This is a genomic window from Streptomyces sp. WM6372, assembly GCF_001279655.1.
Lineage (GTDB): Bacteria > Actinomycetota > Actinomycetes > Streptomycetales > Streptomycetaceae > Streptomyces.
The window spans coordinates 1-14522 of the sequence record NZ_LGDB01000239.1 but is presented as its reverse complement, the minus strand read 5'-3'; the positions used below and the strand labels follow the sequence as shown (position 1 = coordinate 14522).

Below are 14522 nucleotides of genomic sequence, written 5' to 3'. Positions count from 1 at the left end.
CGGGAAGTACGGGGCGTATGGGTAGTACAGGTCGAACGGGGCTCAGCGGGCGTCGACGACGGGGTTGGCCAGGGTGCCGATGCGCTCGACGGTCGCCTCGACCGTGTCACCCGGAACCAGGAACTCCGGCGGCACCATGCCGGCGCCGACCCCGGACGGCGATCCCGTCGCGATGACGTCGCCCGGCTCCAGGGTCACGCCGGAGCTGATGTCGGCGATGAGGCGGGCGATCGGGAACAGCATGTGCCGGGTGTTCGACTTCTGCTTGGTGACGCCGTTGACACGCAGCGAGAGGTCGAGGGCCATCGGGTCGGGGATCTCGTCCGCCGTGACCACCACCGGGCCGAAGGGCGCGTACGAGTCCTGTCCCTTGGAGAAGAACCACTGGCCGGAGCGGCGCTGGTCGCGGGCGCTGATGTCGTTGACGATGCTGAAGCCGAAGACGTGCTCGTACGCGTCCTCCTCGCTCACCCGGAACGCGGTGCGGCCGATGACGACGGCCAGTTCGCACTCCCAGTCGAGCTGCTGGGTGAGGTCGCCGTTGTGCAGGATCGGCGCGCCGGGGCCGGTGACGGCGGTGGCGGGCTTGCTGAACAGGACGGGACGGGGCGGGAGTTCCTTGTCGGTGTCCAGGCTGCGGCTGGACTCCTCGACGTGCTCGACGTAATTGAGGCCGACGCCGATGATCTTGCCGGGGCGCAGCGGGGCGGCCAGGGTGACCTCTTCGAGCCGGTGCACGGCCCCGGCCGGGCGGGCTGAGGCGTCCGCGGAGGCGTAGGCGTCGAGGAGGCGGGTCGCGGCCTCCCGGGCGGCGGGGCCCGCCTGGACGAAGGAGAGCAGGTCGCGCGGGAGGTCCACGCCGGCGTGGTCGGCCAGGACCGCGAGGTCGAGGACGAGGCCGTCGGCCTCGGCGCCGAGGCGCGCGGCGCCCTCGCCGGTGGTGGCTCCGGTGGTGGCGCCGGTGGTGAAGGTGAGCAGACGCATGGTGGGGCTCCTCGGGGTCAGGCGGTGGCGGTCGGGGCGGCGGCGTCCGGCGCGGCGGCGGGCATCGGCTGGTGGCCGTCGTTGTCCGGGTACGCCTCTTCGCGGTGGAAGCCGAGCGAGCGCATGACCGGGAAGTCGTTGAAGGAGAAGAGGCAGGCGTCCTCGGAGGCGTCCAGGTTGTGGTGTTCGTGCCAGGCCCAGGACGGCACGCAGAAGATGTCGCCCTGACGCCATTCGAAGCGCCGTCCGGCGATGACCGAGACCCCGTGCCCCTTGGCGGCCGTGTAGATCACCGAGCCGGTGTGCCGGTGGGCGCGGGTGGCCTGCCCGGGGCGCAGCAGCTGCATGTGGGCGCCCATGGTGGGCATCACCGGGCCGCCCGTGACCGGGTTCGTGTACTCGGCGATGACCCCGTCGTACGGGGAGCCCTCGCTCGCCCTGGCGAGGCCGAGCAGGGCCTCGTACGTCGGCTCCCAGGGGTAGGCCAGCAGCGGCGAGTAGGGCCGGCTCCAGCGCTCCGAGCCGTACGGGAGCAGGTTCGCGGCGTACTGGACCACGGAGGAGTTGACCACCTTCCCGGGCGTCTGGTGGAGGTCGGGGTGAACCTCGTAGAACCCGGCGTCCAGGGCGTTGACGAGCGGGATGTCGAGGCCGTCCTGCCAGATGACCGGCCCGTCCTCGCCGTCGTTGCCGTGCTCGTGCCAGGTGCCGTTGGGGGTGATCGCGAAGTCGCGCGGGCCGACCTTCAGCTTCTGGCCGTCGACGATGGTCCAGGCGCCGGTGCCCTCGTGTACGAAGCGCAGGGCGGCGGCCTGGTGGCGGTGGGCGGTCATGGCCTCGCCGGGGCCCATGATCTGGAGCCCGGTGTAGAGGAGGCCTGCGGCGGCGCTGACGTCCTTGCGGCCGGGGTTGACGAGCATCACGACGCGGCGGCCCGCGTCGTCGGCCTTGACCAGGCCGAGGGCCTTGTGGACCAGGGGCCGCAGCTCCTCGTAACGCCACAGCACGGGAACGGACTTGGGCTGCGGGTACCAGGGTTCGATGTCGTTGGCGACGGTCCACAGGGCGCCGGCGTCCAGGGCTTCGAGCTCGCCGTAGTACGCGGTGAGCTCGGGGGTGTCGGAGACCCGGGCGCGGCCGAGCATGGTGTCGTCCTGCTCGATGGTCATACGTCCTCCTCAGGCGTGGTGGTCCGGGGGCCAGCGGGCGGCGCGGTGAAGGTCACCGGCAGGCGCGGGCGGTTGTCGACTTCGAGGCGGAAGATGTCGAAGCGGTTGTAGTGGCCGGTGATGTCGTGCATCTGCTTGGGCTGGATGCACCGGCCGAGGTCGATCTCGCCGTAGACGATGCCCTCGTCGTCGACGAGCGGTTCGGTGACCGGGCGGCCGTCGGGGCCGAAGATCCCCGAGAGGGCGCTGCGGGGCCGCTGGAAGAGGGCGCGCAGCTCCTCGTCGTCCCCGGCGAGCAGGTCCACGATCTCCGGGGAGATGGTGGAACAGGCGACGACGGAGAAGACCTTGCCCTCGAAGCTGTGGGCGGCGGTGCGGACGGCGATGGCGTCGGCCATGTCGTAGTCGGCCGGGGCCACGGGCAGGGCGATGTAGCAGGAGGCGTGGACGAGTTCGCCCTGCGCGAGGAGGGTGAACCGGGCCAGCGTGTTGGTGTTCTCGCCGCAGGCGAGGGCGCCGAGCGGGCCGGCGGAGGTGGGGTGGACGCGCAGCGAGCTGCCGTCGCCGCCGGTCCAGGTGAGCTTCTCGGCCCAGGTGGGCACCAGTTTGCGGTGCACGCCGAGGAGCCGGCCGTCGGATCCGATGGTGAGCAGCGTGTTGTAGAGGACGCCGAGGCTGTGCGCGGCGCGCTCGTTGACGCCGATGACGAGGACGACCCCATACTGGCGGGCCGCCGCGCGCAGGGCGTCGACGTACGGGCCGGGGACGTCGACCGAGGCGCGCTGGAGGCGCTCGAACCAGGGCGAGCCCTGGACGGGGTTCATCGTCCAGTTCCAGTAGGGGTATCCGGGGACGAACACCTCCGGGAAGACGACGAGTTCGGCGCCGTTGGCGGCAGCCTCCGCGATGAGCGCGACGGCCTTGTCGACGGTGGCGGCGGGGTCGAGGTAGACGGGCGAGGCCTGGACGGCCGCCGCCGTGAAGCGGGGCAGGTGGCTCAGGGGCAGGGGCGGGTGGCTCGGGGACGGGCGGCTCGGTGACGGGCCGTTCGGCGGCGGCTCGTTCGGGGGCGGCTCGTTCGGGGGCAGGGTGTCCATCGGGTCTCCTCAGTTGGCCGGCGCGGTGGCGGCGAGGCGGGGGAGCCAGCGCTGGTGCACCGGCGCGGCGGGCTGCCGCAGCAGTTCCAGGCGCGGCGGGACCCGGTCGGTCCGGGCGGCGGGCGGTCTGCCGCTGCCCGCCTGCCAGCCGGGCGCCCAGGGCGCGGCCGGCCCGCGGTAGCCCTGGGCGGCCGCCGCGTGCAGGGTCCAGAGCGGGTCGTGGAGCTGGGCGCGGCCCACCCCGCAGAGGTCGGCCCGGCCGGCCAGGACGATCGAGTTCACGTCGTCGTACGTGGAGATCGCGCCGACGGCGATGGTGGGCACCCCGGTGGCGTTGCGGATCAGGTCGGCGTACGGGGTCTGGTAGCTGCGGCCGTAGCGGGGCCGTTCGTGGGCGACGACCTCGCCGGTGGAGACGTCGATCCCGTCGGCCCCCGCCTCGGCGAGGGCCCGGGCGACGGCCACGGCGTCGGCCTCGCTGATGCCCCCCTCGGCCCAGTCTGCGGCGGATATCCGCACGAGCAGCGCCTTGCCGGCGGGCCACACCTCCCGTACCGCGCGCAGCACTTCGAGCGGGAAGCGCAGCCGCCCGGCGAGGGTGCCGCCGTACGCGTCGGTGCGCAGGTTGGTCAGCGGCGACAGGAACCCGGAGAGCAGCTGCCCGTGCCCGTACTGGAGTTCCAGTACGTCGAAGCCGGCCCGGTCGGCGCGCCGGGCGGCGCGGACGAAGTCCCGTACGACGAGGTCCATATCGGCCGCGGTGGCCTCCCGCGGAACGGGGCTCCGCTCGTCCCAGGCGACGGCCGAGGCGGCGATCGGCGGGGCGTCGCCGGCGGCGGCGCGGCGGCCGGCATGGGTGAGCTGGACGCCGAGGCAGGTGTCGGACTGGCCGTGGACGAAGTCGGTGATCCGCCGCCAGGCGGCCTCCTGTTCGTCGGTGTACAGACCGGGGCAGCCGGGGGTGCTCCGGCCTTCGGCGCTGACGGCGGTCATCCCGGCGAGGACCAGCCCGGAGCCGCCGAGGGCCTGGGTGCTCAGGTGGACGAGGTCGAAGTCGCCCGGGACGCCGCCCTTCGCCGTGCCGAGGGCGGTGGGCGGCACCACGACCCGGTTGCGCAGGAGCAGTCCGCCGAGGGGGAAGGGGGTGAACATCGGCGGCACGGGCGTGGAGGAGTTGACGGCGGTGGTGAACTCCTCGTCGCGCACCCGCAGGTTGTCGTAGGTGACACGGCGGCTGCGGGTCAGCAGGTTGAAGGCGAACTGGGGCGGCTCCTGGGCCGTGTAGCGGCCGATGTTCTCGAACCATTCGAGGCTGGCCTGGGCGGCGCGCTGGGTGGATTCCACCACCGGGCGGCGCTCGTCCTCGTACGCGGCGAGCGCGCCCGGCACGTCCGGGTGCTCGTGCAGGCAGGCGGCCAGGGCGAGGGCGTCCTCCATGGCCAGCTTGGTGCCGGAGCCGATGGAGAAGTGGGCTGTGTGGGCGGCGTCCCCGAGCAGGACCACGTTCTCGTGGCGCCAGGTGCGGTTGCGCACGGTGGTGAAGCGCAGCCACTTGGAGTTGTTGGGGAGGAGCCGGTGCCCATCGAGGTGCTCGGCGAGCAGCTCCTCGCAGCGGCCGATGCTGTCGAGGTCGCTGGTGCCGGGCGGGTGGTCGCGGTCCGCGAACTCCGCGAAGCCCGCGCGCCGCCAGGCGGCCTCGTCCATCTCCACGATGAAGGTGGAGCGGGTGTCGTCGTAGGGGTAGGCGTGCACCTGGAGGGTGCCGAAGTCCCGCTCCTCGACGAGGAAGGTGAAGGCTTCGAAGACCTTGTCCGTGCCGAGCCACATGTAGCGGCCGGAGCGTTCGTCCAGGTCGGGCCCGAAGGTGTCCGCGTAGGCGGCGCGGGTGGCGGAGCGTACGCCGTCGCAGGCGACGACCAGGTCGTACGAGGCCGCCAGCTCGGAGGCCGGCGGGGACTGGGTGCGGTAGCGGACGTCCACGGCGAGCGCGGCGCAGCGCTCCTGGAGGATCCGCAGCAGCTGCCGGCGTCCGAGGGCGGCGAAGCCGTGGCCGCCGGAGGTGAGGGTCCGGCTCCGGTAGGTGACGTCGATGTCGCTCCAGCGGGCGAACTCCGCCGACATGGCCGCGTAGATCTCGGGATCGGCCTGCGCGATGCCGTCGAGGGTCTCGTCGGAGAAGACGACCCCGAAGCCGAACGTGTCGTCGGGGGCGCCCCGTTCCCAGACGGTGACGTCCCAGTGGGGGGAGAGCTGCTTGGCCAGGGCTGCGAAGTACAGCCCGCCGGGCCCTCCTCCGATGACTGCTACGCGCACGGCGTACCTCCTCGTGGTTCCGGAACAACATATGGCGCAAATTTAGCGACCGTCAACAATGTTCGACATCTCTCGTGGGGAGGGTGAGGAGCTCGGGCGCCTGCGGGCCCGATTTCGTCAGCACCTCGCGTACGTCGGCGGGCCAGGGGGTGGTCCCGGTCGCACGGGCGGCGGAGTGGGCGATGACCATCCGCCCGGTGGCGGCTTCGGCGCCCTCCTCGCCGTGGACCGCGAACACGTACGTCAGGGAGCTGGAGCCGACCTTGGCGACGCTCAGCTCGATCCGCACGGCCTCGCCGAACCAGAGGCGGGCGCGGTAGTCCGCCTCGAAGTGGACGCGCGGGGTGCTGCCGAAGAGGTGCGCCAGGCCCAGGCGGCGCAGCAGTACGGCCTCGGCCGCTTCGACCCACCGCACGACGGTGGAGTGGTGGTAGTGGCCGGCGGCGTCCGTGTCGGGCCATTCGACGCGGCGCTCGATGACCACGCTGGGGAGGTGCGGGACGAGGGCCTCGGGGCAGCCGGCGGCGCAGCCGGTGTCGGCCTCGGCGGGGGCTTCGACGGATGCTCCGGCGGGCGCTTCGACGGGTTGCGGCCGCGCCGGGACCGGCTGAACTGGTACCGGCTGAACTGGTACCGGCCGGCCCGGTGCCGGAGCGGAGGCCCGGGCCCACTCGCGCAGTTCGCCGCGCTGGAGCTTCCCGTTGCCGGTGCGCGGGAGCCGCGGGACGAACTCCACGGCACGGGGGTACTTGTAGGGGGCGATGGCGCCCTTGACGTGGGCCTGGAGCTCGCGGGCCGTCGCCTCGTCCGCCGGGACCCCGGCGCCGAGCACGACGTACGCCTTGACGAGCATGCCGCGCCGCTCGTCGGGGGCGCCGACGACCCCGCACTCCTCGACGTACGGATGGGCGGCGAGGGCCTTCTCCACCTCCGGGCCCGCGATGTTGTAGCCCGAGGAGACGATCATGTCGTCGCTGCGGGCGACGTACCAGTAGTAGCCGTCCGCGTCGCGGACGTAGGTGTCGCCGGTGATGTTCCAGCCGTTCCTGACGTACGCCGTCTGGCGCGGATCGGCGAGGTAGCGGCAGCCGGTGGGGCCGGTGACCGCCAGCAGGCCGGGCTGCCCGTCGGGGACGGGCTCGCCGTACTGGTCCACCACGGCGGCGCGGTACCCGGGCACGGGCCGGCCGGTGGCGCCGGGCCGGATGTCCTCGTCGGCCGCGGAGATGAAGACGTGCAGCATCTCGGTGGCGCCGATGCCGTCGATGATGCGCAGCCCGGTGGCGGCGTGGAACTCCTCCCACACGGCGGCGGGCAGCGCCTCTCCGGCGGACACGCAGCGGCGCAGCCCGGCCAGTCGGCCCACCGCACCGGCCGCCATGATCGCGCGGTAGGCGGTGGGCGCGGTGAACAGGACGGTCACGCCGTGCGCGGCGACCAGGTCGGCCAGCTGCTCCGGGGTCGCCTGCTCGATCAGCAGGGTCGCGGCCCCGACGTGCAGCGGGAAGACCACGAGCCCGCCGAGCCCGAAGGTGAAGGCGAGCGGCGGCGTACCCGTGAAGACGTCGTCGGGGCGGGGCCCCAGCACGTGCCGCGAGAACGTGTCGGCGTTGGCGAGGACGTCGCGGTGGAAGTGCAGGGTCGCCTTGGGCCGCCCGGTCGTACCGGAGGTGAAGGCGATCAGCGCCACGTCGTCCGCGGCGGTGGGAACGGTGGCGAACACCCCGCTCTTGGCCGCGCAGCGCGCGGTCAGGTCCATGACGCCGGGGCCGCCGTACGCGAGAACCGGCAGGCCGGCGGGGACTTGGGCGGCGGCGGTGGCGAGCTCGTCGACGTAGCGGTGGTCGCAGAGGGCGACGGTGGGGCGGCTGATCTCGCAGAGCTCGGCGAGTTCGGCGGCGCGCAGCAGCGGCATGGTCGTGACGGCGACGCCGCCCGCCTTGAGGACGCCGAACCAGGCGGCCACGAGCCAGGGGTTGTTGGGGGCGCGCAGCAGGACGCGGTTGCCGGGTACGAGGCCGAAGTCCTCGGTGAGCACCTGCGCGACCTGGTTGGCGCGCTGCTGGAGCTCGCCGTACGTCCAGCGCTCGGTCGGGGTGAGGAGACACGGGCGGTCGGGGCCCCAGCGCTCGACGGCTTCGTCGAGCAGGCGTGCGGCGCAGTTGAGGCGGTCCGGGTAGTCCAGTTCGGGGAGGTCGAAGTGGAGTTCGGGCCAGAGGGGGAAGGCCGGCAGCCGGTCTCTGCAGAAAGAGTCGGCGTGGGCGGAAGGGGAGAGCTCCATGGGGCGGCACCTCAATCAGGGAGCAGCGGGGGAGATGCATGGAAGTTATCTCGATAATTTTGCGTCCGTCAACATTGCTCGATATTTCGGCGGACGCCGGGCCGCCCTCGCGAGGCCCCCGGGCCGCCCTCGTGACGCCCCAGAACCGCCCCCGCGAGCCTCCGGGCCGACCCCGGAACCCCCGCGGGCAGGTTCAGGCGACCGGCAGGAAGACCCGCACGGACGTTCCGGACTCGCTTGCCACGACGGAGAGTTCGCCGCCCGCCTCGGCCGCGAGCAACTGGACGATCAGCAGCCCGCGGCCACTCTCGGCGTCCGGGTCGACCTCGTCGGCGGGGTGGGGCGGACGGGGCTGCCGGACCCCCCGATCGGCGACCTCCAGCCACAGCCGGCCCCCGTCGAAGGACAGCCCGACCCGCATCCGGCCGCCGGCGGCGGCGTGCTGGACGACGTTGCCGGCGAGCTCGCTCACGGCCAGCAACAGGACGTCCGCCGCCTCGGCGGGGACCGGCCAGCCTTCCAGGACGGCCCGGACGCGGGTCCGCAGCAGCGGGACGGCGGCCGGGGTGGGCTCCGCCACCCAGCGGGCGAAGCCTCGGCTGCGGACGCGGGGCGAAGCCGGGGCGCCAGCGGCCGCGGCGCCTGCGGCGACGACTGCGGTGGCGCCTGCGGCGCCCGCTTCGACGGGGAGGTTGGCGGTGGTGAGCATGACGTGCTCCCGGAGGGGGAAGGCGATGCCCGCTGCGAGTGTCTCGTGTAACTACCTGGGAACTCAGATGCCCCGTGGGCTTGTGGTCAGCGGAAACGCGTCGCTAGAGTTGTGATTACACGTGTAACACGCTAAGCCTCCCCCGGTGCCCGCGCAAGCATTTCGGACAAAACGTTACGAAGCCCGGACCGCCCGCACCGGACCCGCCGGCCGCCGAGGCCGCACACCGAATTGGGAAGAGCCTCAATGACGCAATCCCCCCCGGCCGAGTTCGACATCGCCGACATGACCTGGCCGCCCCCGCCGTACCAGCGGCCCGTCGCACCCGTGACCGGCGCGGACGGCGTACGCCGCTTCGACGGGATCACGTACGCGACCACCCCCGGCTACCGCCCCCGCCTGCTCGACGTACAGCTCCCGGCGGGCGAGGGCCCCTTCCCGGCGGTCGTCTGGATCCACGGCGGCGGCTGGCTGGACGGCGACCGCCGCTACCCGCCGCCGACCGTGCCCGCCGCCCTGCTGCACGGTGCGGTCCTGGGCACCGGGCTCGCGCTCGTCTCCATCGACTACCGGCACAGCCTCGAAGCCCCCTTCCCGGCCCAGCTTCACGACGTCAAGGCCGCGATCCGCTACGTGCGGCAGTTCGCCCCCACGCTCGGCATCGACCCGGACCGGATCGGCGTCTGGGGCGAGTCGGCGGGCGGCCACCTCGCCGCGCTCGCCGGCCTCGTCCGCCCCGGCAGCACGGACGCCGAGACCCTGGGGACGCTGGAGGGCTCCCACGGCGTCGGCTCCGGCGACACCGGCGTCCTGGCCGTCGTCGACTGGTACGGGGTCCACGACCTGGTCGCCCTGGCCGCACACCCGCTGCCGATGCCGACCGGCGCCGAGTTCCCCAACCCGTACGACGCCCTGCTGGGCGTTCCCGCGGCCGAGCAGGCGGAGCCGGCCCGGGCCGCGAGCCCGGTCACGTACGCCGTTCCCGGCTCGAACCCGCCGCCGTTCCTGCTGGTGCACGGGACCGCGGACGGGCTCGTCCCGTACAGCCAGAGCGAGATCCTCGCCGAGGCGCTGACCGGCGCGGGCGGCGAGGTGACGCTGCAGCCCGTGGCGGACGCCGACCACATCTTCCTCGGCTCCGCCGACATCCCCGCGATCGTCGCGCAGAGCGTGGCGTTCCTGGCCCGCCACCTGGGCGCGGGGGCCTGACCCGACCCGGACACCGCTTCGCAGACCAGTCCCACCGTGGGGGCGCGGCCCGGCCGCGCCCCCACGCGTACGTCGAAAGGCAGTCATGTCCCGGCACACACTCACTCCGCCGCGCGCCGCCGCGGCCGGGCCGCGGGCGGCACACCGGCCGCCCCGCAGCCCCGGCACCCTGCTCCTGGCCGTGCTGCTGCTCGGCTCGGCCGCGGCGCTGGCCCTGACCGTCCGCACGGACGTCGCGAACCCGCCCTTCCAGGGCGCGGACGAGCGCTGGCTGGAGTGGATGGGCGGCCCGCACGAAGGGCTGCCCGCGGCCGTCGCGGCCGTCCTCAACTGGTTCGGCGGCCCGCTGGGCGTCGTCGTACCGCTCGCGCTGCTGGCCTTCCTGCTCGTCCGCCGGCGCTGGGCTTCGGCGGGATTCCTGCTCGGCGTCTACCTCGTGGGCAGCATGCTGGTGGTGCAGGGGCTCAAGCACCTGGTGGACCGCCCGCGCCCGGCGAACCCGATGGTCCGCGTCGACCACGGCTCGTTCCCGTCGGGCCATGCGGCGGGGGCGGCCCTGCTCGTCGTCCTGGTCGGCGTCCTGCTGGTCCCGGCCGCCCGGCGGCGGGCCTGGTGGGCCGGCGGCGCGGTGTTCACGCTGGCCATGATGTGGAGCCGGACCTGGCTGCACGCCCACTGGCTCAGCGACACGGTGGCGGGTGCGGCGGCCGGCGCAGGGGCCGCGCTGCTGGCGTGGTGGGCCTTCTCCCCCGCCCTCGCCCGGGAGCACGACGGGCGGGGGCGATCGGCCCCCGCGGAGACCCGATAGGGCGCAGCTCCCCCGAAAGCCCGGCGCCGCGGTGTGCGCCGCCGGGGTGGGGGCGGACCGGGAGCGGACCGGGGAGGCCCGTCCACCCAGGTGCCCGGAACGGGGCGCGACCGCCGTCGGGGGGCGGCGGTCGGGCGGGGCACCTCCAGTGCTGTGGCCGGAAGGGTTTGCCGGTTCGCGCCGTCCGGTGCGGTGCATCGCGAGGCGGAGGTCCGCGGCTCGTACCGGACGTACTTGCGCGGTCCGACAACGCTGGGGGGCACCACCCAGCGGTAGCTGGGGGACGAGGTGCCGTACCGGGCGTGGTGAGGCGGTGAACCTTTCCGGTCACAGCACCAGGGGGCGCCCAAAAGGGCGCCCGGCACGACTTCGCGGACACCCCTCGGGCTCAGGAGGTGGCGCGGTGGACGAGCAGGGCCTCTATGGCGGGGACCGGGGGCGTCGTGCCCGTCTCGATCAGCTCGTGCACGGCGTCGGCGACCGTGGCCGGCGAGGGCAGGTCCAGGCGGACCGTGGTCAGGGCCGGCTGCTGGAGGGCGGAGAGGACCAGGTCGTCGGAGCCGACGATCGCGACCTCGTCCGGTACCGCGATGCCCTCGGCCCGGAGGGCGTGCAGCAGCAGCGCCGCGTACTCGTCGTTGTACGCGAAGACGGCGTCCAGGCCCAGGCTCGGCCAGCGCCGGGCGAGGGCGGTCGCGGACTCCCGGGTGTACGCGAGCTCCACCGGGGTCACCGTCGCCATGTGCCGGGCGGCGACCGACTCGGCTCCGGCGAGGCGGGGGCGGGCGAGGGCGTCGAGGCCGCGTTCCCGGGGCAGGACCACGCCGATCCGTTTGCGGCCCCTGGCGATGAGGTGCTCGGCGGCGGTCGCGCCGATCTCGGCGTGGTCGAAGCCGATGGTGTGGACGCCCGCCACCGGACGGGCGGCGAACGCGAGCAGGCCGCGCACCCCGGCGCGGCTCAGCAGTTCGGCGGCCTGGGCGGTGAAGCGGTCGCCGTCGAGGGCGACGACGGCGGCCGGGCGCAGCTCGGCCCAGGCGCGGGCCGCGTCGAGGGGGTCGGCGAAGCGGCCCGCGTGCAGGACGGCCGTATAGCCGTGCCGGTCGAGCTCGCTGTGCAGGTCGTCGACCCAGTCGCTGACGAGCCGGCCGATCGCGGAGATCGAAGCGGGCATCAGGACGAGGTTGCTGCGCCCGGCGCGCAGGGACCGGGCCGCGGCGTGCGGTACGTAGCCCAGCTGCCGGGCCGCGTCGAGCACCCGGGTGCGCGTGCTCGCGCTGACCCGGTGGCCGGGGGTGTCGTTGAGCACGAACGACACGGTGGCGCGTGACACCCCGGCCAGCCGGGCCACATCCGCGCTGGTGATCGACACGGGCGACGCGGGGCTGCTCGCCTCCCTGGCCTTGGGCTCCCTGGGCATGGTCCTCGGTGCTCCTCGGGTAGACCGGCACGCCTTTCTCCCCAGGTTACACGAGTTAGATCATTCGGCCCTGCGGAATTCGTGCAGGCGGCGGGAGGCTCCGGCGAGGTCATCGAGGGCGGTGACGGCCGAGTCGAAGCGCATCGTGGTCCGCGTCCGCGCGTCGTACGGGCGCCACTGCGGCATGCCGGGGTGGTTCGGGTCGCCGGTCCGGACGAACGCGATCCACGCCCGGTGCATGGTGCGGGCGAGCCCGTCGCGTACGCCGGGGGCGAGCCCGGCGAGCAAGGGCGCCTGCGACCACTGCTCGAAGTTGTCGAAGACGAAGGGGAGTTCGAGGCAGTGCGCGGCGCCGAGCCGGCCCTCGTACGCGGCCGCCTGGAGGTCGAACTGGTAGGCCCAGACGGGGTGCTCCGAGGCGGCTCGGGCCTCGGCCAGCCCGACGGACGGGACGCGGAAGAGCTCGTCCGTGATCAGGTCCATGAGGACGTCGGCGGGGCGGGCACCCGCGCGGGCCGCCTCGTACGCGGCGTAGACCCCGGGGGCGGCCTCGGCCCCGAAGGTCTCCGCGATCCGGTCGGTCACCTGCTCCCTGGTGGCGGCGGCGTACCCCTCGTCCAGGGCGAAGCCGAAGTTGGCCTCCTCGCGGGTCCAGCCGATCATGACGTCGACTCCGGCCGCGGCCCCGTGCAGCAGGGCCTCGACCGGGTGGCGCCCGAGGGTGACCCCGTCGACGACGGGCAGGAACGGCGTCGGCCAGTAGCCCCAGCGCGTCGTACGGGCGAACAGGCCGCCGGTCGCGCCGATGAGGGCCGGCCAGGGCAGGGCGCGCAGTTCCTGCGCGGTCTTGGCGCCGGCCAGCTCGCGGAAGGCGGCGGTGCGCTCCCGGTAGGTTTCGGGGTCGGGGAGGTCCAGCCCGAAGGGCGGGCTCTGCAGGATCACCCGGCGGATCAGCCCCTCGGCCAGCGGGTGCCCGGCGAGGGCGGCGGTGGAGACGGCGCCGCCGGACTGGCCGGCGACGGTGATGTCGTCGGGGTCGCCGCCGAAGGAGGCGATGTTCTCCCGCACCCAGTTCAGGGCGGCGAGCTGATCGGAGAGCCAGGTTGCCGCCTCGTCGTCCTCGTCCGGGGAGAAGTAGCCGAGCGGTCCGATGCGGTAGTTGATGCCGACGAACACCAGGTCGCCGTCGCGCGCGAAGGTCGCGCCGCCGTAGCCGGGCAGCGAGCCCGATCCGGAGACGAAGCCGCCGCCGTGGATCCACAGCAGCACCGGGCGGCGGGCGTCGTCGGCCGCGGGCGTCCAGACGTTGAGCGTGAGGCAGTCCTCGTCGAAGGGGGGCGACCCGTGGCCGCCGAGGACCGGGTCGCCGCCTTCCCTGTACATCTGCGGGGCACTGGGGCCGTCGGTGCTCGCGTCGCGCGTGCCGCTCCAGCCGGGGTGCGGCCGGGCGGGCCGCCAGCGCAGTTCGCCGACCGGGGGTGCGGCGTACGGGACGGCCCGGAAGACGGAGAGCCCGTCTTCGACGGCCCCGCGCAGCCGCCCTGCGGGGAGGTCGACCACGGGCGGCGGGGTGAGGTGCTCGGTGTGTGCCATGGGGCCCTTCCTTCGTCGTTCCGGGGCCGGGGTGCGTTGAGCCGTGTCGGGCGCAGGCCGGCCCCGATCACGAGGGTATGGCGAATATTGGACGACCGTCAATGATTCTCGATATGTGCGATGTCCGCGTCCCTCACAGCCACAGGCTGTCGGCCGCCATCCGCTCGCCCTCGATCCTCAGAAGCGGCTCGAACGCCCTCCACAGCAGCATGCAGCTGCCGGCTCCGGCGAGCGCCCCGGCGAAGGTGTCGCTGAGCCACTGGGCGTGCAGCCAGGTCCGGCTGCCCATCATGGCGACGACGTACAGCGCTCCGAAGAGCCACCACCAGCGGCGGGCCCGCGGGGGGAACACGAGCACGGCGGTCACCATCACCAGCGTCACGGCGGTGAACACCTGGCCGGAGGGGAACGAGCCGTCATTGACCAGGACCCACGGGTGCGGCGGGCGGGGACGGTCGACGAGCTGCTTGAGCGGGAGGACCACGAGGACGTTCGCCCCGATGCCGGCGGCGAGGGCGAACAGCCCCGACCGCCAGCGCCCGTAGACGCAGAGGCAGCCGATCAGGGCGAGCGGCAGGACCGTGCCGAGCGGTCCGCCGAGCCGGTCGAGAACGGTGGCGAATCCGGTGACGCCGTCGCCGCGCGAGCCGTTCACGGAGGCGGCCCAGCCGTCGTCGAGCTCCTGGAAGAAGGGGCGGTCGGCGACCGCGACCACCAGGCCGATCAGCAGCGCCCCGAGGAGGAGGGCGGCTCCGACGGCGACCGCGTGGCGGGGCGGGGCCGCCGGGAGGTGGTGCCGGGGAGCGGGGATCAGGGAACGGGATGCGCGGTGCGCGGGCGGGGGTACGGCGGAGGGACGTGGCATGGCGGGCCTTTCACGGTGGCCTCCCGGGCGGTGGGGGCACGCGGGGAGCAGGCGGGCACGGACGGGTGCAGGTC

General features: G+C 73.9%; 11 protein-coding genes and 1 pseudogene. 2 read left to right on the top strand and 10 right to left on the bottom strand.

The window, feature by feature from the left end:
* Positions 1–42: 42 nt before the first annotated feature.
* The 7 genes and pseudogenes from ADK52_RS36215 to ADK52_RS36190 form a co-directional block, all read right to left on the bottom strand.
* Positions 43–984: a fumarylacetoacetate hydrolase family protein gene (locus tag ADK52_RS36215; protein WP_053694084.1), complete on the bottom strand. Its 942-nt coding sequence runs from the start codon at positions 982–984 to the stop codon at positions 43–45.
* A 17-nt stretch (positions 985–1001) separates the two neighbouring features.
* Positions 1002–2153 (bottom strand): cupin domain-containing protein, encoded by a 1152-nt coding sequence (locus ADK52_RS36210; protein ID WP_053694083.1) that lies wholly within the window; start codon positions 2151–2153, stop codon positions 1002–1004.
* Positions 2150–3250 carry a carbon-nitrogen hydrolase family protein gene (locus tag ADK52_RS36205; protein ID WP_078988870.1) on the bottom strand — a complete coding sequence of 367 codons (1101 nt, stop codon included), beginning with the start codon at positions 3248–3250 and terminating at the stop codon, positions 2150–2152. The genes ADK52_RS36210 and ADK52_RS36205 overlap by 4 nt, the downstream gene beginning before the upstream one ends.
* Positions 3251–3259: 9 nt before the next feature.
* Positions 3260–5563: an FAD-dependent monooxygenase gene (locus tag ADK52_RS36200; protein ID WP_053694082.1), complete on the bottom strand. Its 2304-nt coding sequence runs from the start codon at positions 5561–5563 to the stop codon at positions 3260–3262.
* A 52-nt stretch (positions 5564–5615) separates the two neighbouring features.
* Positions 5616–6047 (bottom strand): acyl-CoA thioesterase, encoded by a 432-nt coding sequence (locus ADK52_RS44200; protein ID WP_267887319.1) that lies wholly within the window; start codon positions 6045–6047, stop codon positions 5616–5618.
* A gap of 165 nt (positions 6048–6212) precedes the next feature.
* Positions 6213–7844: pseudogene (locus ADK52_RS36195) on the bottom strand (benzoate-CoA ligase family protein); the annotation flags it as partial.
* 193 nt (positions 7845–8037) lie between these two features.
* A complete protein-coding gene (locus tag ADK52_RS36190) occupies positions 8038–8553 on the bottom strand; it encodes an ATP-binding protein (protein ID WP_053694081.1) in 516 nt (171 codons plus the stop codon).
* A gap of 246 nt (positions 8554–8799) precedes the next feature.
* On the opposite strand from ADK52_RS36190, the gene ADK52_RS36185 reads away from it, so the two are divergent.
* Both ADK52_RS36185 and ADK52_RS36180 read left to right on the top strand, forming a co-directional pair.
* Positions 8800–9762: an alpha/beta hydrolase gene (locus ADK52_RS36185; RefSeq protein ID WP_053694080.1), complete on the top strand. Its 963-nt coding sequence runs from the start codon at positions 8800–8802 to the stop codon at positions 9760–9762.
* 85 nt (positions 9763–9847) lie between these two features.
* Positions 9848–10570, top strand: coding sequence for a phosphatase PAP2 family protein (locus ADK52_RS36180; protein WP_078988869.1), 723 nt, complete (start codon positions 9848–9850; stop codon positions 10568–10570).
* Between the two features lie 388 nt (positions 10571–10958).
* Here the strand turns inward: ADK52_RS36180 and ADK52_RS36175 are convergent, their stop codons facing one another.
* The 3 genes from ADK52_RS36175 to ADK52_RS36165 form a co-directional block, all read right to left on the bottom strand.
* The gene (locus ADK52_RS36175) at positions 10959–11990 is read right to left on the bottom strand and encodes a LacI family DNA-binding transcriptional regulator (RefSeq protein ID WP_053694079.1); all 1032 of its coding nucleotides are present in this window, start codon (positions 11988–11990) and stop codon (positions 10959–10961) included.
* A 60-nt stretch (positions 11991–12050) separates the two neighbouring features.
* A complete protein-coding gene (locus tag ADK52_RS36170) occupies positions 12051–13583 on the bottom strand; it encodes a carboxylesterase/lipase family protein (RefSeq protein WP_053694078.1) in 1533 nt (510 codons plus the stop codon).
* Positions 13584–13716: 133 nt separating this feature from the next.
* A complete protein-coding gene (locus ADK52_RS36165; protein ID WP_053694077.1) occupies positions 13717–14448 on the bottom strand; it encodes a phosphatase PAP2 family protein in 732 nt (243 codons plus the stop codon).
* Positions 14449–14522: the final 74 nt, after the last annotated feature.

Bases quoted from the DNA above. Each gene is read 5' to 3' on its own strand.
- ADK52_RS36215 (WP_053694084.1), bottom strand. From the start codon at position 984: ATGCGTCTGCTCACCTTCACCACCGGCGCCACCACCGGAGCCACCACC.
- ADK52_RS36210 (WP_053694083.1), bottom strand. From the start codon at position 2,153: ATGACCATCGAGCAGGACGACACCATGCTCGGCCGCGCCCGGGTCTCC.
- ADK52_RS36205 (WP_078988870.1), bottom strand. From the start codon at position 3,250: ATGGACACCCTGCCCCCGAACGAGCCGCCCCCGAACGAGCCGCCGCCG.
- ADK52_RS36190 (WP_053694081.1), bottom strand. From the start codon at position 8,553: ATGCTCACCACCGCCAACCTCCCCGTCGAAGCGGGCGCCGCAGGCGCC.
- ADK52_RS36185 (WP_053694080.1), top strand. From the start codon at position 8,800: ATGACGCAATCCCCCCCGGCCGAGTTCGACATCGCCGACATGACCTGG.
- ADK52_RS36180 (WP_078988869.1), top strand. From the start codon at position 9,848: ATGTCCCGGCACACACTCACTCCGCCGCGCGCCGCCGCGGCCGGGCCG.
- ADK52_RS36175 (WP_053694079.1), bottom strand. From the start codon at position 11,990: ATGCCCAGGGAGCCCAAGGCCAGGGAGGCGAGCAGCCCCGCGTCGCCC.
- ADK52_RS36170 (WP_053694078.1), bottom strand. From the start codon at position 13,583: ATGGCACACACCGAGCACCTCACCCCGCCGCCCGTGGTCGACCTCCCC.
- ADK52_RS36165 (WP_053694077.1), bottom strand. From the start codon at position 14,448: ATGCCACGTCCCTCCGCCGTACCCCCGCCCGCGCACCGCGCATCCCGT.